Annotated in this window: 20 protein-coding genes and 1 riboswitch; of the genes, 8 read left to right on the top strand and 12 right to left on the bottom strand. The window is 68.7% G+C overall.

The genetic code is table 11. From position 1 onward, the window contains the following. Positions 1–3 precede the first annotated feature (3 nt). Both M1L58_RS16265 and M1L58_RS16260 read left to right on the top strand, forming a co-directional pair. The gene (locus M1L58_RS16265; RefSeq protein WP_248659676.1) at positions 4–1,557 is read left to right on the top strand and encodes an NCS1 family nucleobase:cation symporter-1; all 1,554 of its coding nucleotides are present in this window, start codon (positions 4–6) and stop codon (positions 1,555–1,557) included. A gap of 19 nt (positions 1,558–1,576) precedes the next feature. Beyond that, positions 1,577–2,299: an aspartate/glutamate racemase family protein gene (locus tag M1L58_RS16260; RefSeq protein ID WP_006868194.1), complete on the top strand. Its 723-nt coding sequence runs from the start codon at positions 1,577–1,579 to the stop codon at positions 2,297–2,299. A gap of 108 nt (positions 2,300–2,407) precedes the next feature. Here M1L58_RS16260 and M1L58_RS16255 read toward each other — a convergent pair whose 3' ends face one another. The 8 genes from M1L58_RS16255 to M1L58_RS16220 all read right to left on the bottom strand — a co-directional run bounded on the left by M1L58_RS16255 (position 2,408) and on the right by M1L58_RS16220 (position 10,642). Further along, positions 2,408–3,019 carry a TIGR03086 family metal-binding protein gene (locus M1L58_RS16255; protein WP_248659675.1) on the bottom strand — a complete coding sequence of 204 codons (612 nt, stop codon included), beginning with the start codon at positions 3,017–3,019 and terminating at the stop codon, positions 2,408–2,410. Positions 3,020–3,132: 113 nt separating this feature from the next. Further along, complete coding sequence (locus M1L58_RS16250) at positions 3,133–3,738, bottom strand: LGFP repeat-containing protein (RefSeq protein ID WP_248659674.1); 606 nt, start codon at positions 3,736–3,738, stop codon at positions 3,133–3,135. A gap of 144 nt (positions 3,739–3,882) precedes the next feature. Beyond that, positions 3,883–4,821 (bottom strand): TAXI family TRAP transporter solute-binding subunit, encoded by a 939-nt coding sequence (locus tag M1L58_RS16245; protein ID WP_248659673.1) that lies wholly within the window; start codon positions 4,819–4,821, stop codon positions 3,883–3,885. Between the two features lie 9 nt (positions 4,822–4,830). Next, positions 4,831–6,222: an MFS transporter gene (locus M1L58_RS16240; RefSeq protein ID WP_006868190.1), complete on the bottom strand. Its 1,392-nt coding sequence runs from the start codon at positions 6,220–6,222 to the stop codon at positions 4,831–4,833. Positions 6,223–6,336: 114 nt separating this feature from the next. Next, positions 6,337–7,770, bottom strand: coding sequence for a sensor histidine kinase (locus M1L58_RS16235; protein WP_248659672.1), 1,434 nt, complete (start codon positions 7,768–7,770; stop codon positions 6,337–6,339). Between the two features lie 3 nt (positions 7,771–7,773). After that, the gene (locus tag M1L58_RS16230) at positions 7,774–8,436 is read right to left on the bottom strand and encodes a response regulator transcription factor (RefSeq protein ID WP_248659671.1); all 663 of its coding nucleotides are present in this window, start codon (positions 8,434–8,436) and stop codon (positions 7,774–7,776) included. A 72-nt stretch (positions 8,437–8,508) separates the two neighbouring features. Further along, complete coding sequence (locus M1L58_RS16225; protein WP_248659670.1) at positions 8,509–9,321, bottom strand: bifunctional allantoicase/(S)-ureidoglycine aminohydrolase; 813 nt, start codon at positions 9,319–9,321, stop codon at positions 8,509–8,511. A gap of 52 nt (positions 9,322–9,373) precedes the next feature. After that, positions 9,374–10,642 carry a DUF6986 family protein gene (locus tag M1L58_RS16220; RefSeq protein ID WP_248659669.1) on the bottom strand — a complete coding sequence of 423 codons (1,269 nt, stop codon included), beginning with the start codon at positions 10,640–10,642 and terminating at the stop codon, positions 9,374–9,376. A gap of 148 nt (positions 10,643–10,790) precedes the next feature. Here M1L58_RS16220 and M1L58_RS16215 point away from each other — a divergent pair, with 148 nt between their 5' ends. After that, positions 10,791–11,552 (top strand): IclR family transcriptional regulator, encoded by a 762-nt coding sequence (locus tag M1L58_RS16215; protein WP_006868185.1) that lies wholly within the window; start codon positions 10,791–10,793, stop codon positions 11,550–11,552. Positions 11,553–11,576: 24 nt separating this feature from the next. On the opposite strand, the gene M1L58_RS16210 is transcribed toward M1L58_RS16215, so the two are convergent. Together M1L58_RS16210 and M1L58_RS16205 are read right to left on the bottom strand one after the other, a co-directional pair. Then, a complete protein-coding gene (locus M1L58_RS16210; protein ID WP_248659668.1) occupies positions 11,577–13,967 on the bottom strand; it encodes a protein kinase domain-containing protein in 2,391 nt (796 codons plus the stop codon). A 140-nt stretch (positions 13,968–14,107) separates the two neighbouring features. After that, positions 14,108–16,300, bottom strand: a complete 2,193-nt coding sequence (locus M1L58_RS16205) for a protein kinase domain-containing protein (protein WP_248659691.1) — start codon at positions 16,298–16,300, stop codon at positions 14,108–14,110. Positions 16,301–16,388: 88 nt separating this feature from the next. On the opposite strand from M1L58_RS16205, the gene M1L58_RS16200 reads away from it, so the two are divergent. From M1L58_RS16200 to M1L58_RS16185, 4 genes are read left to right on the top strand one after another with little or no spacing between them, the layout of a single operon-like run. Next, the gene (locus tag M1L58_RS16200) at positions 16,389–16,619 is read left to right on the top strand and encodes a hypothetical protein (protein ID WP_006868182.1); all 231 of its coding nucleotides are present in this window, start codon (positions 16,389–16,391) and stop codon (positions 16,617–16,619) included. A gap of 5 nt (positions 16,620–16,624) precedes the next feature. Further along, the gene (moaC, locus tag M1L58_RS16195; RefSeq protein ID WP_248659667.1) at positions 16,625–17,158 is read left to right on the top strand and encodes a cyclic pyranopterin monophosphate synthase MoaC; all 534 of its coding nucleotides are present in this window, start codon (positions 16,625–16,627) and stop codon (positions 17,156–17,158) included. Beyond that, positions 17,151–17,651 carry a MogA/MoaB family molybdenum cofactor biosynthesis protein gene (locus M1L58_RS16190; RefSeq protein ID WP_006868180.1) on the top strand — a complete coding sequence of 167 codons (501 nt, stop codon included), beginning with the start codon at positions 17,151–17,153 and terminating at the stop codon, positions 17,649–17,651. Before moaC ends, M1L58_RS16190 begins: the two co-directional genes overlap by 8 nt. Before the next feature lie 37 nt (positions 17,652–17,688). Beyond that, positions 17,689–18,120: a molybdenum cofactor biosynthesis protein MoaE gene (locus M1L58_RS16185; RefSeq protein WP_006868179.1), complete on the top strand. Its 432-nt coding sequence runs from the start codon at positions 17,689–17,691 to the stop codon at positions 18,118–18,120. Positions 18,121–18,169: 49 nt separating this feature from the next. Here M1L58_RS16185 and M1L58_RS16180 read toward each other — a convergent pair whose 3' ends face one another. Beyond that, positions 18,170–18,964: an SDR family NAD(P)-dependent oxidoreductase gene (locus tag M1L58_RS16180; protein ID WP_248659666.1), complete on the bottom strand. Its 795-nt coding sequence runs from the start codon at positions 18,962–18,964 to the stop codon at positions 18,170–18,172. 86 nt (positions 18,965–19,050) lie between these two features. Here M1L58_RS16180 and M1L58_RS16175 point away from each other — a divergent pair, with 86 nt between their 5' ends. Continuing rightward, a complete protein-coding gene (locus M1L58_RS16175; protein WP_006868177.1) occupies positions 19,051–19,902 on the top strand; it encodes a helix-turn-helix domain-containing protein in 852 nt (283 codons plus the stop codon). Between the two features lie 111 nt (positions 19,903–20,013). On the opposite strand, the gene M1L58_RS16170 is transcribed toward M1L58_RS16175, so the two are convergent. Then, a complete protein-coding gene (locus M1L58_RS16170) occupies positions 20,014–20,649 on the bottom strand; it encodes a transglycosylase family protein (RefSeq protein WP_006868176.1) in 636 nt (211 codons plus the stop codon). A 5-nt stretch (positions 20,650–20,654) separates the two neighbouring features. Beyond that, positions 20,655–20,854: riboswitch (cyclic di-AMP (ydaO/yuaA leader) on the bottom strand. Positions 20,855–21,089 lie beyond the last annotated feature (235 nt).

Raw genomic sequence — 21,089 nt, 5'->3', positions numbered from 1 at the left:
GAGATGAGCACTGAACCGCCCACGATCCAGCGTGACGAGGCGACGCCGAGGACGTCCACGACCGGGGTGTCCGCCGGCGAGGAGACCCACGGCGTGACCGGAACCGTCCCAGCCGGATTGAGTCCCAAGCTGTACAACGACGACCTGGCGCCCACGAGTCGCGTCGGCCGTCGCTGGGGGAGCTACAACATCTTCACGCTGTGGGCCAACGACGTCCACAGCCTGGGCAATTACGCCTTCGCCATCGGCCTCTTCGCCCTCGGATTGGGCGGCTGGCAGATCCTGACCGCGCTGGTGCTCGGCGGTGTCTTCCTCTTCCTGCTGCTCAACCTGTCCGGCTTCATGGGTGAGAAGACGGGCGTCCCGTTCCCGGTCATGAGCCGCATCTCGTTCGGCATCCGCGGCGCCCAGATCCCGGCCCTCATCCGCGGCGGCGTGGCGATCGCCTGGTTCGGCATCCAGACCTACCTCGCTTCGGTCGTCCTCCGGATCATGCTGGTCGCGCTGTTCCCCGGCGCGGAGGACCTGGACGCCAACCGCTTCCTCGGTCTCTCGACCCTGGGCTGGATCTCCTTCGTCTCCCTATGGGTCATCCAGGTGATCATCGTCAGCTACGGCATGGAGATGATCCGCCGCTACGAGGCCTTCGCCGGCCCGGTGATCCTGTTGACCATGGTGGCGCTGGCCATCTGGATGCTCAGCAACGCCGACTGGACCATCGCGTGGACCACTCCCGACTCGCTGACCGGCGTCGACATGTGGCTGCAGATCGTCGGCGGCGCGAGCCTGTGGGTCGCCATCTACGGCACCTTCGTCCTGAACTTCTGCGACTTCACCCGCAACGCGGAATCGCGAAAAGCCATCGTGCGCGGCAACTTCTGGGGCATCCCGCTCAACATGCTGTTCTTCGGCGGCATCGTGATCGTGCTGGCCGGTGCGCAGTTCCGGATCGACGGCCGGATCATCGAGTCGCCGTCGGACATCGTCCAGACCGTGCCCAACACCTTCCTGTTGGTGCTGGCCTGCCTGGCGCTGCTGATCCTGACGGTCGCGGTGAACCTGATGGCCAACTTCGTCGCGCCGATCTACGCGCTGTCCAACCTGTTCCCGCGCTACCTGAACTTCCGCCGCGCGGCGCTCGTGACCGCGATCATCGGACTCGTCATCCTGCCGTGGAACCTGTACAACTCGCCCGCAGTGATCAACTACTTCCTCGGTGGGTTGGGTGCGCTCCTCGGACCGCTGTTCGGCATCGTCATGGCCGACTACTGGCTCGTTCGCCGTTCGAAGATCGACGTGCCCGCGTTGTTCTCCGAGGCGCCCGGCGCCGCCTACCATTACCGCAACGGCGTGAACCTACGGGCCATCGTCGCGCTGGTCCCGACGGCGGCTTTCGCCCTGGTGATGGCCTTCGTCCCGGCCTTCGAAGTGGTCTCGGAGTTCTCCTGGTTCATCGGTGCCGGTCTCGGCGCGGTCGTCTACCTGCTGGTGGCCGATCGTCGCGGACCGTTCGCCGAGGTGTCGGGCGAGCCGATCTCCGTCGCCAGCACCCACTGATCGCCAGGAGGTAGAAACGATGCGCATCCTCGTCGCGAACGTCAACACGACCGAGTCGATGACCGAGGCGATCGCCGACTCGGCTCGATCGGTCGCCTCGCCCGGCACCGAGATCGTCGGGATCACACCGCGATTTGGCGCCGACTCGTGCGAGGGCAACTTCGAGTCCTACCTCGCCGCCATCGCGGTGATGGACGCGATCCTCGCCTATCCCGAACCGTACGACGCGGTCATCCAGGCCGGGTACGGCGAACACGGTCGGGAAGGGCTCCAGGAACTCCTCGAGGTCCCGGTCGTCGACATCACCGAGGCCGCGGCGTCGACCGCGATGTATCTGGGACACAAGTTCTCGGTCGTGACGACGCTGGACCGGACGGTCCCGCTGATCGAGGACCGGCTCAAGCTCGCCGGCCTCGACCAGCGCTGCGCGTCGGTCCGAGCATCGGGACTCGGTGTGCTGGAACTGGAATCGGACCCGGAACGGGCCGTGAAGGCGATCGTCGAACAGTCCACGAAGGCGGTGCACGACGACCACGCCGAGGTGATCTGCCTCGGATGTGGCGGCATGGCCGAGCTCGAGGAGCAGGTGCGCGCCGCGACCGGCGTACCGATCGTCGACGGTGTGCGTTCCGCGGTCACGATCGCCGAAGGTCTTGTCCGGATGGGACTCTCGACGTCGAAGGTCCGTACCTACGCGAAACCGCGCGAGAAGAAGGTCACGGGCTGGCCGTTCACGATCTGAGCCGACGGTCGGGGTTCTCCCGGTCCGGCACCCGAAGATCCGATTGCGTTTTGTTCCGGGGGCCGGGACAAGACGCAATGTGATTCGGCGGCCGATCGAATCACTCGACTACTGGTCCTCCCGGGTGGTGTGCGGCCACCGCGGGTCCCGTCCGGTCAGGCCGGCGAGCCGGTCGACGAGGGGCGCGTCGTCGGGCACCTCGACGACCGGCCCGAACATTCCGTCGCGCTCGGCCTGCGGTTGGGGCGGGTAGTGGAAGTCGAACACGACCTGCAGGATCTCGTCGGGGACGTCGAACGCGATGTCCGCGGCGCGTGCGACATCCCAGCCGTGCAGGACCAGTTCCGACAGCGCGACCATCCCCATGATCTCGGCGGGCAGCTCGACGCCGCCCGCCTGGGTCATGCCCTCCCACGCTGCGGTGTCGTTCCAGGAGTCGGCGAGGTCGCACACGTGACGGTGCAGGTCGTCTCGCCATTCCGGCGCCAGTCGGCTCTGCCCCGGGTTCGGCGGCGTCGAGGTCAACGGACCGAAGTCTTTGCGAGCCGCGGCCGCGAACGCCTGCGCGAGTCCGTCGACGTGGGCGAGCAGTGCGGCGAGATCCATGTCGCGACACGGGGTCGGACGGTCCAGTTCGGTGTCGGGGATCGTGGCGGTCAAAGCCAGCATGTGATCGGCAGCCGCAGATATCAGGCGCGCCTGGGTCGTGTCGGTGGGCATCCGAGTCCCTCTCCTCGTGTCTGAGTGCTCACCGGGACTGACCACCCGGCCGTTGATTTCTCATCGGACGCACGACAGGGCTGTGGATGCGGCGCTCGAGCCGCCGGCAGCGGCTACCTCAGACCTGATGGCACGACGTTGCCGTCGACCGTCACCGTGACCTCGCCGGTTGTCGTGTTCTCGGAGATCTCGCCGTGTTCGAAGGTCACCGTCTCGAGAGGCCCGTCGACCGTCACGTCACTGGTGGGGACGCCGAGAGGTCCGGCCGAACCGTTGGTGCCGAGGAGCATTGGGGTGCCGTCCGGGGCGCGTTCGGTGTTCCATGCGTCGCGGATCTTGCCGGAGGTGACGATGTATGCGGGCGTTCCGGGGTCGCTGTTCTTCGCGATGATCACACCACCGCGGAATTGTTGGTACACGACACCGCTCTCGCGAGTGCCGGCGTTGTGATCGCCGGTCAGCGGCCTGCCCAGCGCTTCTCGTTGTGCCTGAGTCGCCGAGGCGTACTTGATCGCGAGCGGGCCGGTGAGCGTCACCGACACGTCGTCCTCACCCGTCACCGTCAGCTCGGAGGGGTCGGCCCCGGCATCAACGGCGGCCGCGGGGGTGGAGATGGACGAATCGCGGTCGGCCTCAGCATTCCCACACCCGGCGGCGGCAAGCGCGATCACGAACCATCCGGCAACGAACGCGGCGCGACGGGAAGCCGTCTGCTTCATAGGTGTCTCCCGGACTCTCGACGTACAGCCGATCCAAAACGCCCGAATCGGACGGGTTTCGCATGAGTCTATCGGCCACGGTCGCGGGCGGGCGTCCACCTCTGCGTCGGCGAATGCCCGACCCTGTTCGCAGTCGAGTGGAGTTCACCCGTGTCGGCGGCGGTATTCGGCGGCGGCTCCCGGGTGCAGGGGGATGGGGCCGGTGACGATCAACGACTGGGCGTCGAGGAACTGACTGCCGATCGCCTGGGCCGGTACGAGCTGGGCCGATTGATCGAGCAGTAGGTCGACGACGGCCGCGGCGGTCGCGTCCGGCACGTCCCGGCGAGCGAGCAGTAGGTTCGCGACCCCGACGGTGGTGACCGCCGGATGCCGACCGTAAATGTCGGCCGGGATGCGCACGGGCTCGTACGCGAGGCCGTGCCGCTGTCGTAGCGCCGGCACGATTCCGCCGAGGTCGAGTAGAGCGATCGGTACCTGCGGGTCGGCGAATGCCGGGGTCGGCAGACCACCCGCCCACATGACCGCGTCGACCTCTCCGGCGGCGAGCGCGGCGCGGGCCTCCCGCATCGTCTGGCGAACCGGCCGGATGTCGCGTTCCGGACCGAGTCCGGCTGCGACGAGAACCCGCTGCGAGAGTTCCGCGGCCCCGGAACCCGGTGCGCCGACACTCACCACCCGCCCACGGAGATCGGCGACCGTTGCGATGCCCGAATCGGCGCGGACCGCCACCTGGAAATAGTTCTCGTACACGCACCCGAGCGCGGTCAGCTGCGGGTCCGCACGTTCCACGGCAGCGTCGCGGAGGCTGAGGGCGAGCTCCGCCGAACCCGCGGAGAGGGCGTCGAGGTTCTCGGCGGAGCCGTTGGACCGCAGGGGCCGGATCGGCGGTGCACCCGACCGGTCAGCAGCCGCCGCGAGGAGACCGGCGAACTCCCAGAAGAAGCCGCCGGTCTCACCCGCCGCGAGGCGGACCGGTGAGCCGCGCTCGTCGCCGCACGCGGACAGCAGGAGCAGCGCCCCCATGCCGGAGCACCCGCGGAGCACGGTCCGACGATCGACCGACCCGCGCGCCAACGACATGGTGTCACCTTAGGCCCGCCGCGCACCGACCTCTGCGTCGACGAAGGCCCGCCCCTGCTCGCGGTCGAGTGGCGTCTCCGCCTTGTTGCGCAGCACGAAGATGTAGACCAGCAGCGACACCGCGATCACGGCGGTGACGTAGGCGATGAACCACGGGACGTGACCGCCGTTCTTCGCCGCCTGGTAGATCAGCGGTGCGGTGCCGCCGAACGCCGAGTTGGCGAGGGCGTAACCGAGACCCACGCCGAGAGCACGGACGTGCGACGGGAACAGTTCGGCCTTCACGATCGCGTTGATGGAGGTGTAGCCGGTGAGGATGATGTAGCCGATGCCGAGCAGCGTCAGCGACGCGGCAACCGAGGTGGTCTGGGGCAGGTAGGTGATCAGGACGTAGGTGTAGATGACGCCGCCGACACCGAAGAAGACGAGCACCGGCTTGCGTCCGACCTTGTCGCTGATCATCCCGCCGATCGGCTGCAGTGCCATCAGGAACACAAGTCCGATCAGGTTGATCCACGTGCCGACGCGGCCGTGGTCCTCGTAGGCGGTCTTGACGATGGCCGGGGCGTTCACGCTGTAGGTGTAGAAGGCGATGGTGCCGCCGATGGTGACCAGGAAGCAGACCACCAGCGAGCGCCAGTGGTGCAGGATGAGTTCGCGAATCGATCCGGACTCGGAATCGGCGCCGGTGCGCACGGCCTCCAGCTGCTCCGGGGTGAGCGACTCGTCCATGCTGCGGCGCAGCCAGAAGACGACGACCGCGGCCACACCGCCGATGAGGAAGGCGATGCGCCAACCGAAGTCGGAGATCTGGTCCTTGTCGAGGAAACCCTGCATCACGAGCAGCGTGAGCTGCGCCAGCACGTGTCCGCCGATCAGCGTGACGTACTGGAACGACGAGAAGAACCCTCGACGCTCACGCGTGGCCGCCTCGGACATGTACGTCGCCGACGCACCGTACTCGCCGCCGGTCGCGAAGCCCTGCACCAGACGACAGAGGACCAGGACGACCGCCGCCCACACGCCGATCGATTCGCGGCCCGGTGTCAGTGCGATGACCAGCGAGCACGCGGCCATCAACGACACGCTGAAGGTCAGCGCCGCGCGCCGGCCCCGTCGGTCGGCGTACCGGCCGAAGAACCAGGAACCCACCGGCCGCATCAGGAAGGTGACGGCGAAGATGGCGTACACGTAGACGGTGGAGTTCTTGTCGGCCGAATCGAAGAACTGGCTCTCGAAGTACGTCGCGAACACCGTGTAGACGTAGACGTCGTACCACTCGACGAGATTGCCCGAGGAGCCGCGCAGGGTGTTGTAGACGGCGCGGCGAGTGGCCGCGGCCGAGGATGTCGGTGGTGCGCTGCGCGCATCCGCGGCGAGCCCGGTGGTCGAGTCGGTCATCAGTCCTCCAGTCGTCGAACGTGCACCCGACACGAGTCCGGCGTCGGTGCCCTTAAACACTGTGAAGGCAGTCACAGGCTCGACGAAAGCCGATCTCGGTTTCCTAACACTCCCTTAGGACTCGACGTCCGGCGCGAGATCCGTCGCCGGGATCCAGAGGTCGATCCGGAGTCCCGTAGGGCGTCCGGCGCGCACCGTCAGTTCGCCGCCGGCGCCCTCGATCAGGGCCCGGGCGATGGACAATCCGAGTCCGGAGCCCGGTGCGGTGCCGGTCGCCGCGCGGAAGAACCGTTCCGTCACGCGAGGCAGCTCGGAGGCGGGCACACCGCGACCGGTGTCGGCGACCCAGATGCGGATACGCGGCCCTTCGGATCGGCAGCCCAACTCGACGGAAGCGTCCGGTCCGGCGTGATTGACCGTGTTGCTCATCAGGACGTCCAGCACCCGGATGAGGTCGTCCTCGTCGACCGCGGCGATCATCGACCGTGGCCGCTCCGGCGGCGAGGTGATCGACGCCGTCAGGCCCGCCTCGGCGAACGCTCCCGCCCAGAAGTCGTGACGTTCGGTCAGCACGGTGGCGACGTCGCAGACGCCGGTGGCGGAGACGGAGGGCCGCGATTCGGCGGTGGCGAGGACGAGCAGGTCCTCGACGATGCGGTCCAGCCGATCGATCTCCACCAGCGTCTTCTCATGCGATGCGAGCGATCGGCCGGTCAGGCCGAGGCCGAGAGTGTCGAGCCGAAACCGGACTGCGGCGAGCGGATTACGCAGTGCGTGAGCGGTGTCGGCGACCAGACGACGCTGGGCTGCGGTGGCGTGCTCGACGTCGTCGGCCATGGCGTCGAAGATGCGGGCCAGCTCACGGACCTCCGGCGGGCCGCTGCGCCGGGGATCACGGAGTCCGTCCGGCCGCGGTCCGACCTCGTCCGGAACGTGGTCGACGATGGATGCGCGCAGCGAGCGCACCCGGGTCGTCAACGCGGTCAGCGGACGAACCGTCCACCGCGACAGCGCAACCGCGATCAGCGACCCCACGAGCAGCATGGCAAGAGCACCTCCGGCGATCATCGCCCAGTACCTGGTGACGTCCCGCTTCGCCGCCGACGTCGATGCCGCGATCACGACCGCGCCGTCGACCTGACTGCCCGTACCGATCGGTCGGGACACCAGTACCGATGCGGGCGACCACGGCGTCAGACCCGACGGGATCCGCGTGCGCTGGTTGCGCAACGCCTCGGAGACCGCTTCGGCGACCTCCGGCGACCGGGCCGAGAGGCCGGCCGAGGCGCGTGTCGTGCCGGCTCGATCGACCACCACGACACCCTCGCCATAGAGGGCGTTGTAGCGCTCGACAGCCTGCTGTAGCTCGGTGCCCCGTATCTCCGGTTCGCGATCGGCGAGGTCGGCGAAGTAGGTCGCGGATGCGGTTCGGCTCTCGGTGAACCGTTGCAGCCGTTCACGACTCACCGTCGAAGCCAGGGGGACGGCCAAGCCGAGGACCACGATCGCCGAATAGGCGACGAGGACGAGCAGCACACGCCGCCACATCGCTCAGGAGTCCCAGCGGTAGCCGTACCCGCGGATCGTCTCGATCACGCCGGGTCTGCCGAGCTTCGCCCGGAGTGCGGTCATGTGGACGTCGAGGCTGCGGGAGATCGCGACATAGGCGTCGCCCCAGATCGCATCCATCAATTGTTCGCGGCTCACGGCCTCGCCGCGGCGTCCGACGAGGTGCGCGAGGAGTTCGAACTCCTTCGGGGTGAGTGCCACGTCGGCGCCGGCGACGGTGACCCGTCGCGCATCGAGGTCGACCGTGATGTCGCCGGTCGATATCTGCCGCCCTGCGACGGCCGGCGCGTCGGCGACCCGCCGGCGGGCGGCCACCTCCAGTCGCGCCATCAGCTCGCCGAGCCGTGCCGGTTTGACCACATAATCGTCGGCGCCCCCGCGCAGTGCCCGCACCACCGATCGCTCGTCGTCCCGCGCGGTGAGAACCACGACCGGCAGCCGGCTGACCGTCCGCAACCGGCGCAATACGGTCAGTCCGTCCTCGTCGGGTAGTCCCAGGTCCAGAAGGGCGAGGTCGAAGTCCCGGTGACCGAGCAGGAGGTCGGCTCCGCGACGCATCCGGCGTGGCTCGTGGCCGACCTCGATCAGGGCGTCGACGAGGGCGTCACCGACCCCGTCGTCGTCCTCCACCACCGCGATACGCATCGCCTCTCACGGTACGACAGCGGGTGACCGGTGAACCGGTGCCACCTCGGGGATGGACCTCGGCGAACAGGGTCAGAGGGCGATCTGCCGGTTGACGTCCTTGTAGAGCAGGTAGCGGAAGTCCGACGGTCCGCCGGCGTAGCAGGCCTGGGGGCAGAAGGCGCGCAGGGACATGTAATCGCCCTCCTGGACCTCCACCCAGTCGCCGTTGAGGCGGTAGACGGCCTTGCCTTCGAGGACGTAGAGGCCGTGTTCCATCACGTGGGTCTCGGCGAACGGGATCGATCCACCGGGCTTGAAGGTGACGACGTTGACGTGCATGTCGTAGGCCAGGTCCTGCGGGTCGAGCATCCGGGTGGTGCTCCACGCGTCGGTGTCGGGCATCGGGGTGGGCTCGATGTCGCGCTCGTTGCCGAACTTCGGGGCCGGGGTGTGACCCGCGATCGGCTGGTAGCGCTTGCGGATCCAGTGGAAGGTCGTGGTGGCGTCGCTGCGGTTTTGCGCCGACCATGCGGTGCCTGCGGGCAGGAACGCGAAGCCGCCCTCGGTCAGCGTGTGCTCCTCACCGGCGACGGTGACGGTCAGCGTGCCCGCGGTGACGAAGAGGAAGCCCTCGACCTCCGGCTGCGGCTCCGGGGCATCCGATCCGCCGCCCGGCGCGACCTCGACGATCGACTGCGAGAAGGTCTGCGCGCCACCGGGAACCGGGCTGTTGATGACCCAGGCGCGGGTGCCGGTCCACTCGGGGAAGACCGAGGTGACGATGTCGCGGAGAACGCCGCGCGGGATCACCGTGTAGGCCTCGGTGACGATCGCGCGGTCGGAGAGCAGGTCGGTCTGCGGCGGGAGCCCACCGGCGGGGGTGTAGTACGGGGAGGCGGTCATCGTGGTGTCCTCTTCGGCGGATTGGTTGATGGTCGTTCGGGGCTTGCGGGGTTCAGGCGGCGGGCGGCCGGTGGAGTGCCAGTTCGCGCACCTTCGCGATGGGCAGACCGGTTGCCGTCTCGACCTCGTCGACGGTCAGCGCGCCGCACACCTCGCCGCGGCGGATGAACCCGGCGAGAGCGCGGGCGGTCGCCGGTTCGTCGAGCACCGACGAGGAGATCTGGTGTGCGTAGTTGCGCAGTCGCTCTGCGGCGGAATCGAATCCGTCGCGGTAGAAGGCGTACGTCGCGAGGAATCGGGTGACGAGCTGGGCCGGGTGGAGATCCCAGCCCTGGTAGAAACCGCGTTCGAGGTGGCGGCGGACCAGTCGCGAGTGCAGGGCCCAACCGGCTTCGACGGCCTCGTGGTCGCCGACCGGGAGGATGTTGGTCGACCCGTCGGACAGGCGCACGCCGGTGCCGGCCGCGGCCAGCTGCATCACGGCCTTCGCGTGATCGGCGGCCGGATGTTCCATCGACTGGTACGCGGCGGCGATGCCGAGGGATGCGGAGTAGTCGTAGGTCCCGTAGTGCAGCGCGGTCACCCGGCCCTCGCCGGCGTGGATCATCTTCGCGACCGGCGCCGATCCGTCGACGCCCATCACCGACTGCGGGGTCTCCACCTGGATCTCGAAGCCGATCCGCCCGTCCGGCAGCCCGTGGATGCGCTCGAGCTCGCGGGCGACGGTGACCATCGCGGTGACCTGATCGGTCGAGGTCACCTTCGGCAGGGTCAGCGTCAGGCCGGCCGGGAGGTCGCCGGTGTCGGCGAGTCCGGAGATGAACAGGTCGAGGGTGCGCAGGCCACGAGCCCGCACATCGGACTCGAAGCATTTGAAGCGGATGCCGATGAACGGCGGCGTGGTGTCGCCGGCTTCGCGGATCGCGGCGACGGCAGCCGCCACCGCTGCGTCCTCCTCGTCGTCGGAGCGGACGCCGTAGCCGTCCTCGAAGTCGACGCGCAGATCCTCGACGGGCTCGGTGCGCAGCTTCGCCTCGACGAGGGCTGCGAGTTCGGTTGCGGTCGAATCGGTTCGGGCGACGGTCGCCCGGGCGATCGCGTCGAGGCCTCCGTGCTCGGCTGCGGTGTCCAGTGCCGTGCGACCCCACTCCCGGGCGAGGTCCGCGGAATGCCGGTCGGCGGGGACATAGACGGTGTGGATCGGTTGCCGGCTTCCGTCGTCGCCGGGATACCTCTCGGCCAGCAGGGCGTCCGCCGGGGCGAGGGCTGCCTCGACCTCGGCCAGGAAGGCCGCACCGAGGCGGCCGGGCTGCACGCTCATGAGGAGTCCTCCGTCGATGATGGAAAAATAATTCCGCAGAGTGGACTTTACCTGACTCGGCGCACGTCGTCAGGCCGAGGTGTTGGTGGACCCCAATTGTGGTTTCACATCATGGAACGTAATCTTGCGCCGAACTGTGGAGGTGGCAATGGCGGGTAACTCGGGTGGCGTCCAGTCGGTCGAGCGGGCTTTCGAGCTGCTCGAACTCATCGGTCGCGCCGGTGGCGAGTGCTCCCTGAGCCATCTGTCGTCGGAGTCGCCGCTGCCGCCACCGACCATCCACCGGTTGCTGCGCACGCTCGTGGGCATCGGGTACGTCCGGCAACTGCCGAACCGGTCGTATGCGCTGGGCCCGCGGCTGATCCGCCTCGGCGAGGTTGCCAACCGGCAACTCGGCGCGGTGGCCGCACCGGTATTGGGTTCGCTCGTCGCCGAACTCAGTGAGACCGCGAGCCTCGCCGTGCTCGACGGCGACATGGTCATCTATGCGGCGCAGGTCCCCTCGCCGCACAGCATGCGCACCAACAACGAGGTCGGGCGTCGGGTGACGATGCACAACACCGCCGTCGGCAAGGCGGTGCTCGCCGAACTCGACGACGCTCGAATCCTCAAGCACGTCACCCAGGCCGGGCTCACGCCCGCCACCGAGTGGAGCGTCACCTCGTTGTCCGGCGTCTTCGCGGCCGTCGAGCAGGTGCGTGCGGAGGGCGTGGCCACCGACGAGCAGGAGTACGAGGTCGGGGTCTGCGGCATGGCCGTCGCCGTACCCGGTGCGCCGACGCCGATGGCGGTCGGCATCTCGGGTCCGGTCGCCCGGTTCGACGAGGATCTGCGAGCGCGGGCGGTCGGCGCCCTGCGGGCGGCGGCTGACACCATCTCCGAGGCCCTCATCGGTGCGAGGGAGTCGTAGGCGACTCTCGTTCGTGCGGCGGGGTCAGATGGTGAGCTTGGTCGGCGACGTGCGGTTGGCCGAGTCGCCGCTCGAGCCGTCGCCGATCTGGCCGTCGTTGTTGAAACCCCAGCACCAGACCGAGCCGGAGGCCATCGCACACGACGTGCCGTTGCCGGTCGAGATCGAGGTGACGTCGGTCAGGCTGCTGACCTCGCGCGGGATCTTCACCGAGCCGCCGCTGGAGCCGAGCTGGCTGCGGTCGTTGTCGCCCCAGCACCAGGCCTTTCCGTCGGCGACCGCGCAGGTGGTTCCCCAGTCGGTGGAGATGGCCGACGCCTTCGAGATGTTGTTCACCTTGGTGGGCGTCTTGCGCGGTTCGGCCGTGCCGTTGCCGATCTGGCCGTAGGCGTTGGCGCCCCAGCAGTACGCGTCTCCGCCGGAGATCGCGCAGGCCGTCTGGAAGTAGGTGCTGGTGTTGGTGGACGGGTCGTTGTCGTCGTCGGGGGCCGACTCGTGGTAGCCGCCGAGGCTGATGGCGGTGACCTCGTCGAGCCCGCCGACCTTCACCGGCGCCGACCGTTGGGTGGTGCTGCCGTCGCCGATCTGGCCGCTGTCGTTGTTGCCCCAGCAGAATGCCGAACCGTCGGAGACGGCGCAGGTGGTGCCGTAGGCGGTGGTGATGTCGGTGACGACACCGAGGCCCGGAACCTTGGTGGGCACCGAGACGGCGTCGCTGCCGCCGGTGCCCAGCTGGCCGTATTCGTTGTTGCCCCAGCAGTACGCGTCTCCGCCGGCGATCGCGCAGCTGGTGCCCCAGCCGGTGGTGATCGCCTTGACCTCGGAGAGCGTGCCCACCTTGGTCGCGGTCTCGACGATGTTGCCGTCGGAGCCGTTGCCGACCTCGCCGTAGTGGTTGTTGCCCCAGCACCACGCCTCGCCGGCGGCGACCGCGCACGCCGTGCCGACGTAGGTGTTCTCACCGGTGAGGTAACCGCCGACGGAGACCGACGTCGCGTCGGTGACACCGCCCACCGTGGCCGGACGACTGTGCGGAGTGGTCGTTCCGTCGCCGAGCTGGCCGGTCGTGTTGTCGCCCCAGCAGTTCACCGTCTCGTTGACGATCGCGCAGCTGGTGCCGAAGTCGGTGCTCACCAATGGCTGTGCGACGGTTGCTTTTTCGGGATCGTCGGCGGCGCTGCTCAGGAGGACCAGTCCGGCGATCGCACCGATGACGGCGACCAGCACGGCACCCAGTACGCCGGCGATGATCAACCCGGTGCGCTTCTTCTTCGGCGGTGTCCCCGGGTAACCGGCCTGCGTGTACGGCATCGCACCCTGCGGTTGTGAACTGTAGAGCGGTTGCGGTCCAGAAGAATTCGGCCCAGAAGACTTCGGCCCAGAGACGTTCGCGGTCGCGCCGGGCCCCGAGGGGTGGCTCATCAGCGGCTGCGGGCCGGACGGTCCGGTCATCGTCGGCTGCGGGGGTGGGGTGTACTGCCCGAAGGGTTGACCGAACGGCTGTTGCTGGGCCGACGGCGCGCCGGTGCCGCCGCCGACGAGCGTGGGCGGGGGAACCGACGCGGCCGCGATCGTATTGCCCTGCGCGGACGGCGATTCGATCGCCGACTTCAGGGCGGCGGCGAAGCTGCGGCAGTCGGGGTAACGGGCCGCCGGGTCCTTGGCGAGTGCGCGCTGGAAGACCGGGTCGAGGTGCGCGAGGTCGCCGCGCAACTGGCCGATGTGGGGGACCGGCCGCTGGATGTGGCCGAGCATCACCGACGGCTCGGACTGGCCGACGAACGGTGGTTGCCCGGCGAGCAGTGCGTAGGCGGTGCAGGCCAGTGAGTACTGGTCGGAACGTGCTGTGGCGTCGGCACCTTCGAGGGTCTCGGGTGCGGAGAACGCGACGGTCCCGATGAACGAGTGGGTGCCCGTCAGATTGGCTGACCCGGCGAGTTTCGCGATGCCGAAGTCGAGGACGAGAGCGCGGTCGATCACTCCCGAGGCCGGGTCGCGGGTGACGAGGATGTTGGCGGGCTTGATGTCCCGGTGCACCACCTGATGGCGGTGTGCGTAGTCGAGGGCGTCGGCGACCTGGGTGACGACCGTCGAGACCTCCGCCGGCTTCAGGCGCTCCTCGGTGAGGTCCTTGCCGTCCACATAACTCATCGAGAACCACGGCGAACCGTCCTCGATGCCGTACTGGTGGATCGTGATGATGCTGCGGTGATCGAGTTTCGCGGTGGTCTTCGCCTCGTTGGTGAAGCGCTGGTTGAACCCGGGCTGTGCGCTGACGGCGGTCGAGATGACCTTCAGCGCCTCACGCCGCTCGAGTTGGAGGTTCTCGACGAGATACACCTCGCCCATGCCGCCGGCACCCAGCTGGGAGATCACGCGGTAGCCGGCGATGTGGGTGCCCGGACTCAGTGGCACGGCGACACCTCTTTCTTACGATGAGAAGCGATTACAGGAGAACTCGAACTCGTGGCGGTCGTACGCTGGGACGATACCGATACGGCACCGGTCCGGGGCACCCTTCAATCGGATGACCGACGAGTGGATGACGGCCATGTCTAGTACCCGATCCGGGTGGGCGTGAGCTTGTCGTCGGTGCTGCCGATGCCGAGCTGACCGGTCGCGTTGAAACCCCAGCACCAGACGTCCGACGACGCGAGTGCGCACGACGTCCGTTCGCCGGTCGAGATCGCGGCGACATCGGACAATCCGTTGAGCCGGGTTGGATTCGGGCGGTCCTCGAGCGTGCCGTCGCCGACCGACCCCCACGCGTTGGCGCCCCAGCAGTAGCCGACGCCGCCGGCGATCGCGCAGGTGGTGTGCCCGGTTCCGGTGCTGATCGCTGTCGCTTCGTCGACGCCGGAGACGAGCGTCGCGGTGGTGCGGGAGTCCCTGGTCCCGTCGCCCAGTTGTCCGAAAGCGTTGTTGCCCCAGCAATAGGCGCTGCCGCCGGCGATCGCGCAGGCGGCCTGGTCGCCCGCCGACACGGAGGTAGCGGCATCGAGGTCGGCCACCCTCGTCGGCTTGGGCCGGTTGTAGGTGGTGCCATCACCGACCTGGCCGTTGTCGTTGAGGCCCCAGCAGTAGGTGTCGCCGCCGGCGACCGCGCAGGTGAAGTTCACCCCGACGCTGATCGAGGTCACGTCGTCGAGCCCGGCGACACGCACCGGACGGTACTGGTTGGCCGTGGATCCGTCGCCCACCTGATCGAAATCGTTTGTGCCCCAACAGTAGGCGGCTGCGGCTGCGATGGCGCACGTGGCCCAGTTGGCGGTCGAGATCGCGGTGACGTCGGCGAGGTCGGCAACCCGGGTCGGCTTCAGTCGGCTGGTCGTCGTGCCGTCGCCGAGTTGTCCGTAGTCGTTGTTGCCCCAACAGTAGGCGACGCCCTCGGCGACCGCGCAGGTGTTGGGCCCGCCGGTCGTGATCGAGGTGACGCCGGTGAGGTCGGCGACGCGAGTGGGCGTCCAGCGGTTCGTCGTGGTCCCGTCGCCGAGTTGTCCGGCCTGGTTGTCACCCCAGCACCAGGCGGCACCGTCGCGGATCGAACAGGTGGTACCGAGACCCGCACTGAGTTTCACCTCCTCGGCCGCAGCCGCCTGCGGACTCGAATCGCCGGCACCGCCGCTGTCGTCGCCGCCGCGCGTGAGGAGAACGACGGTCGCGACCACCGCGAGCAGCGCGACCACCCCGATCGCGCCCACGAGCAACGGCCAACGGCGCCGCCCGCCCCCCGGCGGTGCCGCCCGGGTGGGGGCGGAGTGGCCGGGCAGCGGGGGAGTGAAGCCCGGTCCGGAGAGCTGCTGCGTCTCCTGCGGCTGCCCCGGCGCGAACAGAGGTGGTTGTGGTCCGGGATACGGGTGCTGCGGGGGCGGTGGCCGGGTCGTCGGACCGGCCCGCGGCGGGACGATCTGTGTCGCCGCGGTGCCGGTCGCGGCGAGCGCCCGCCGCAGATCGAGGGCGAAGTCGGTGCACGTGGGATAGCGGTCCAGCGGGCCGCGGGCCAAGGCGCGGTCGAAGACGGGGTCGAGCGCGGCGAGGTCGGGCCGGTACCGGCTGATCCGCTCCGGCGGTGACGTCAGCTTCGCGACGATGTGCCGGGTCTGGGTGTCGGCCTCGTACGGGGTCGCGCCGGACAGCAGTTCGTAGGCGGTGCAGGCGAGCGCGTACTGATCCGACGCCGGGCCGGCCGGTTTGCCGTCGAGGATCTCCGGGGCGGCGTAGACCAGCGTGCCCACGAACGACGACGGTGCGGTCAGCGTGGTCGCGGTGGCGAGCTTCGCGATCCCGAAGTCGAGGACCACGACCCGGTCGAGGGCGTCGCCCATCGCCCGCCGGGTGACCAGGATGTTGCCCGGTTTGATGTCGCGGTGCACGACACCGTGGGTGTGTGCGTAGTCGAGGGCATCGGCGACGCGGTCGACGATGGTGAGGATCTCGTCGGGCCGGAACGAGCCGCCCCGCAGATCCCGTCCGTCGAGGTAGGCCATGGTGAACCACGGGTCGTCGTCGGTGACGCCGTAGTGATAGATCGTGACGATGTTCGGGTGGTCGAGGGAGGCGGCGGTCTGGGCCTCCCGGCTGAACCGGCGGATGAACTCCTCGTCGACGGTCTCGGCGACCGAGATGACCTTGAGTGCCTCGCGGCGTCGGAGTTGCGGGTTCTCCACCAGGTACACCGTGCCCATACCGCCCGCGCCCAGGCGGCTGATCACGCGGTAGCCGGCGACCTGTTCGGGGTGGTGGGCCATCATCGCCTCCTGGTGGCGTGACCTGTGATGCGACGACGATAACGCCGGTGCGGTCGCCATGCCCGGACACCGCACTTCTTTCATTCGAATGGCGTGGCACAATGCTCCCGTGGCAAACAACAGTGGTGACAAAGCCGGCAAGAAGCACTACGTCGACAACGGCTGGCCGAAGGACGAGGACGGCAACCATCCCGACCACGCGGTCTCCGAACTCGCGACGCACATCTCGGGTGCGCTGTCCCCGTTCGGTGACACCGAGTTCCCGCTCCCGGTCGACGACCTGCCTTTCGTGCAGGCGAAGACGGTCGTCAACCGCTGACGCCGATGCCGACCACCGGAACTCCCAGCGGCGGGTCGGTCTCTCCGGAGGAAGGCGGCCGCCTGTCGCACATCGACAGCAGCGGCACGGCGCGCATGGTCGACGTCGGGCACAAGGAGCCGACGAAACGTCGTGCGATCGCCGGCGGCACCTTCCACACCACGGCCGAGGTGATCGGCCTCCTCAGTGAGTCGAAGCTGCCCAAGGGCGATGTGCTGGCGACCGCCCGCATCGCCGGCATCATGGCGGCCAAGCGCACCGACGAGCTGATCCCGCTGTGCCATCAGCTGGCGTTGTCGTCGGTCGAGGTCGACTTCACCATCGGCACCGACTCCATCGACGTGACCGCGACCGTAGCCACCTCCGGCCAGACGGGCGTCGAGATGGAGGCCCTGACCGCGGTCGCCGTCACCGGGCTGACGCTGCACGACATGGTCAAGGCCGTGGACAAGCGCGCCCGCATGGACAACATCCGCCTACTCGAGAAGACCGGCGGCAAATCCGGCGACTGGCTGCGGGACGACCCGGCCGATGGCTGAGACCACGCCCGACCCCGCACGGCAGCGCGTCGCGCAGATCGTCGTCGCGTCGACACGGGCGAGTACCGGGGTCTACCCCGATCGCACCGGTCCGATCATCGAGGCCTGGCTCGTCGAGCAGGGTTTCTCGGTCGCCGAACGCGATGTGGTGGCCGACGGTCCGCCGGTCGGTGCCGCGATCCGCGCCGCGGTCTACGCCGGCGTCGACCTCGTGCTCACCACCGGGGGAACGGGTCTGTCACCGACCGACCGCACCCCCGAGGAGACACGGCCGCTGCTCGACGTCGAGATCCCCGGCCTCGCCGACGCCATCCGCGCGGCGGGGCTGCCGAAGGTCCCGACGGCCGTGCTCTCGCGTGGCCTCGCCGGTATCGCCGGGACGACACTGGTGGTGAACCTTCCCGGCTCGACCGGCGGCGTGCGGGACGGCCTGACCGTCCTCACCGGCGTCGTGCACCACGCCCTCGACCAGATCCGCGGCGGGGATCACTGATCGTCCCCGATCAACCGTGACAAGACAGGATTGACCAATGACCGTAGTCGTACACACCGCGGTGTCGGACCAGCCCATCGGGCTCGCCGACCACGAGGCGATGGTCGCCGACGCCTCGGACGGCAAGGCCGGTGCGATCGTCGGCTTCGTCGGGGCGGTTCGCGACCACGACGGCGGCCGGACCGTCGCCGAACTGGCCTACTCCGCCCATCCGACGGCGCCGAAGGTGCTCGCCGAGGTCGTCGAGGAAGTGTCGGCGGTCGAGGGTGTCCGCGCGGTCGCCGTCTCGCACCGCGTCGGCGACCTCGAAATCGGGGACGTCGCCTTCGTGGTGGCCGTGGCCGCCGACCATCGCCGCGCCGCCTTCGAGACCTGCGCCCGGCTCGTCGACGAGGTCAAGGCGCGTATCCCGGTGTGGAAGCACCAGTACTACGACGACGGCACCGAGGAGTGGATCAACTCGGCTTAGCCCTTCGAGGCTCGTCGCTGCGCTCCTCGCACCTCAGGGAGCGAGAGACCTAGGCCCCGGCGCCGCCGTCGACGGGCACGATCGCGCCGGTGACGAACGAGGCGCGGTCGCTGAGCAGGAACGCGGCGACCTCGGCGATCTCGCGCGGCTCGGCCATCCGGCCGAGGGGAGTGGAGTCGCTGATCCAACGGGAGACCCCCGGGCTGGCCGCCTCCCACTCGTCGATCATCTCGGTGGCGGTGCCGCCGGGTGTGAGCCCGTTGACGCGGATGCCGTCGCGTGCCCAGCTGACGGCCGCGGTCTCGGTGATGCTGTTCAGTGCGCGCTTCATCGCCCCGTAGGCGGGAAGGTCGGGGTTGGCGCGTCGCGACCCGATGCTCGAGGTGTTCACGATCGCGCCGCCCCCATTGCGCTGCATCAGCGCCGCTTCGGCGTTCATCGCGATCCAGTGCGAGCGGAAGTTCACCGCGAACTGCCGGTCGATGTCGGTTGCCGTGGTGTCCTGCAGCGGACCTGGTACCTCCTGGACGACGGCGCCGTTGTTGAACGCGCCGTCGAGGCGGCCGTGCAGTTCTTCGACGCGGGTGATCGCGGCGTGGACGCTTGCATCGTCGGCCAGATCGAGAGTCACCGCGTCGGCGGTGCCGCCGGTCGACCGGATGTCGTCGACGATCCGCTCGAGGGCATCGATGCCGCGCGCACCGAGCACGACCGAGGCGCCCTCGTGGGCGAACAGATGTGCTGCGGCGGCGCCGATTCCGCGGCTGGCGCCGCTGACGAAGATGACCTTGCCGGTGAGCAGGCCGATGGACGGGGTGGACCGGATATCGGTGTCGTGTGTCATGGAACTCAGCGTGGCCGTGGCGGGTGAGCTCATTCAGGCACAGGCTGTACTACTCTCCGCCGGCCGATCGGACGCACACTCGAGGTATGGACAAGCACGGACTCGCCTCGTTCCTGCGGAGTCGACGTGAGCGTTTGCAGCCGGAGGACGTCGGTCTGCCGGCCGGTACGCGGCGTCGGACTCCGGGGCTGAGGCGGGAAGAGGTCGCGGTGCTCGCGCACATCTCGACCGAGTACTACGTACGGCTCGAGCAGGGCCGCGCGCCCCGGCCGTCGGCAGAGGTGCTCGTCGGCATCGCCGGAGCGCTGCTGCTCACCGACGAGGAGTCCGACCATCTGCACATGCTCGCCGGAACAGCTCCACTGCGAACCGCCCTCCACCGGCGGGACGTGCGTCCGAGCATCGTCGCACTGCTGGACCGCATGCCGCAGACCGCGGGATTCGTGATGTCGGCGATCTTCGAGGTTCTCGCCTGGAATGACCTGGCGGCCGCGCTTCTGGAGGACTTCGGCGAACTCGGCCCGGCCGATCGCAACCTCGCGCGCCGGGCGTTCCTCACCGACGACGCCGCGCCGCTGTACGGCATCTCCGACGGCGCGGAGTTCCGCCACCACGTCGTCGCGAGGTTGCAGCTGGCGGCGACCCGCTATCCATCGGACCCGGCGGTCGTCGGTCTCGTCGAGGATCTGCGGGAAGGCAGCGCACAGTTCGCCCGGCTGTGGGACCAGCACGACGTCGCGGCCGCACCGACGCTCCGGAAGACCCTGCGGCATCCCGTCGTCGGAGAGATCACGGTCGACTGCGATTCGCTGGAGCTCGCCGAGCGGGACCAGCATCTGGTTCTCTACAGTGCGCCGGCGGGTTCGGCGGACGCCGAGGCGCTCGCCCTACTGCAGGTCCTGGGTTCCGACGCCGCCGGGCTGTCGGAAGCCACCTGAGAATTGGAAAAGGGCCCCGCACGGATCAGTCATCGTGCGGGGCCCTTCGTCTGGGTCCCTCTGTGCGCTGCGGATTGTGTCCGAGCCGCTACAGGTAAGGGCTGCTACTCGTCAGGGGTTGGGCAGCAGGTGCTTGTTGTCGTTGAACAGCTTGATCTGTTCCGGGCTCAGCGAGACACCACTGTTCTTGGCGGCGTTCCAGAGGTTCTCGACCTCGGGGCTCACACCGGCGTCGGTGAGAACCGAGGTGACCTGCTTGGCGACGTCGTCGGTGGTCTTGGCCTCAGGAGCCTTGACGAGGCTGAAGCTGCCGTTGCCGTCCTGGAGCTTCTTGACGATCGGGGCCGGGACATCGCTCGGAGCGGTGCGCGGGGTGTGGCCCGACAGGCCGACGCCACAGGTGGGCCATGCGCCCTTGCCCTGCGAGGCGAGCACGCGCTCGGCGACGACGATCTGCTCCTCGCGGGTGGCCTGCTCGGCGGTCGGGGCGAACTCGCCGCCGCCGTGGCCGCTCCAGGTGCTCGGCGAGAACTGCAGGCCGCCGTGGTAGCCGTTGCCGGTGTTGATGGCCCAGTTGCCGCCGGACTCGCACTGGGCGACCTGGTTCCATTCGGCATCGGTTGCCGCGTTCGCGGTACCGGTGCCCAGAAGGGCGGCTCCGCCACCGAGGACGGCGCCGGTGAGGGCGACCTTGGTGAAGGTCTTGGTGGTCGAGCTGGTCGTCTGCTTGCGGTGACGTCCGGACATAGATCGATTCCTCTCTCCACGCGCCTACGAAGTCAGCTGTCGGGTTCGAGCGAGAGGTTGCTCGGCCCCAGTGCGTCACCGGGATTTATTAATCACGGTTCTGCGCCTGGGACTTAACCCCTAGGACACCTGGTGTGGTGCCCGGTCTCAGGGGATGAGGTTGGGTCCCCCGTCCTCGCTCCTAGATTTCGTGCGGTCGTACCCTCCGGCGGAGCGAGGCTCGGCGCGGCCGGCGGGACGTATGTTCTGTTTCCTTACCGTGACCTTCGAGAAGGTCGCTTCGTACAGTACGTCGTTCGATCGGCCGATTCACCTGCTTGTACGCAACTTATTTTTTCTTCAGAACCTGGTCTCCCGACCAACTTTCGGCGTCATCGCAGTTCATCGGGCCGGATGCGCTCCCGTGGCCATCTCGTTACCGCGCCGTTATGTGACTAAGG

Origin of the sequence: Gordonia sp. C13 (assembly GCF_023218005.1) — a bacterium.
Lineage (GTDB): Bacteria > Actinomycetota > Actinomycetes > Mycobacteriales > Mycobacteriaceae > Gordonia > Gordonia namibiensis.
The sequence above is the reverse complement of the archived record's forward strand: the minus strand, read 5'-3'. Positions and strand labels throughout refer to the sequence as shown.

Coding starts and splice junctions, on each gene's coding strand:
- M1L58_RS16225 (WP_248659670.1), bottom strand. CDS start 9,321: ATGACCGCCTCCCCGTACTACACCCCCGCCGGTGGGCTCCCGCCGCAG.
- M1L58_RS16215 (WP_006868185.1), top strand. CDS start 10,791: ATGGCGGGTAACTCGGGTGGCGTCCAGTCGGTCGAGCGGGCTTTCGAG.
- M1L58_RS16235 (WP_248659672.1), bottom strand. CDS start 7,770: ATGTGGCGGCGTGTGCTGCTCGTCCTCGTCGCCTATTCGGCGATCGTG.
- M1L58_RS16260 (WP_006868194.1), top strand. CDS start 1,577: ATGCGCATCCTCGTCGCGAACGTCAACACGACCGAGTCGATGACCGAG.
- M1L58_RS16200 (WP_006868182.1), top strand. CDS start 16,389: ATGGCGTGGCACAATGCTCCCGTGGCAAACAACAGTGGTGACAAAGCC.
- M1L58_RS16220 (WP_248659669.1), bottom strand. CDS start 10,642: ATGAGCGTGCAGCCCGGCCGCCTCGGTGCGGCCTTCCTGGCCGAGGTC.
- M1L58_RS16170 (WP_006868176.1), bottom strand. CDS start 20,649: ATGTCCGGACGTCACCGCAAGCAGACGACCAGCTCGACCACCAAGACC.
- M1L58_RS16180 (WP_248659666.1), bottom strand. CDS start 18,964: ATGACACACGACACCGATATCCGGTCCACCCCGTCCATCGGCCTGCTC.
- M1L58_RS16175 (WP_006868177.1), top strand. CDS start 19,051: ATGGACAAGCACGGACTCGCCTCGTTCCTGCGGAGTCGACGTGAGCGT.
- M1L58_RS16250 (WP_248659674.1), bottom strand. CDS start 3,738: ATGAAGCAGACGGCTTCCCGTCGCGCCGCGTTCGTTGCCGGATGGTTC.
- M1L58_RS16230 (WP_248659671.1), bottom strand. CDS start 8,436: ATGCGTATCGCGGTGGTGGAGGACGACGACGGGGTCGGTGACGCCCTC.
- M1L58_RS16265 (WP_248659676.1), top strand. CDS start 4: ATGAGCACTGAACCGCCCACGATCCAGCGTGACGAGGCGACGCCGAGG.
- M1L58_RS16245 (WP_248659673.1), bottom strand. CDS start 4,821: ATGTCGTTGGCGCGCGGGTCGGTCGATCGTCGGACCGTGCTCCGCGGG.
- M1L58_RS16205 (WP_248659691.1), bottom strand. CDS start 16,300: ATGGCCCACCACCCCGAACAGGTCGCCGGCTACCGCGTGATCAGCCGC.
- M1L58_RS16255 (WP_248659675.1), bottom strand. CDS start 3,019: ATGCCCACCGACACGACCCAGGCGCGCCTGATATCTGCGGCTGCCGAT.
- M1L58_RS16240 (WP_006868190.1), bottom strand. CDS start 6,222: ATGACCGACTCGACCACCGGGCTCGCCGCGGATGCGCGCAGCGCACCA.
- M1L58_RS16190 (WP_006868180.1), top strand. CDS start 17,151: ATGGCTGAGACCACGCCCGACCCCGCACGGCAGCGCGTCGCGCAGATC.
- moaC (WP_248659667.1), top strand. CDS start 16,625: ATGCCGACCACCGGAACTCCCAGCGGCGGGTCGGTCTCTCCGGAGGAA.
- M1L58_RS16185 (WP_006868179.1), top strand. CDS start 17,689: ATGACCGTAGTCGTACACACCGCGGTGTCGGACCAGCCCATCGGGCTC.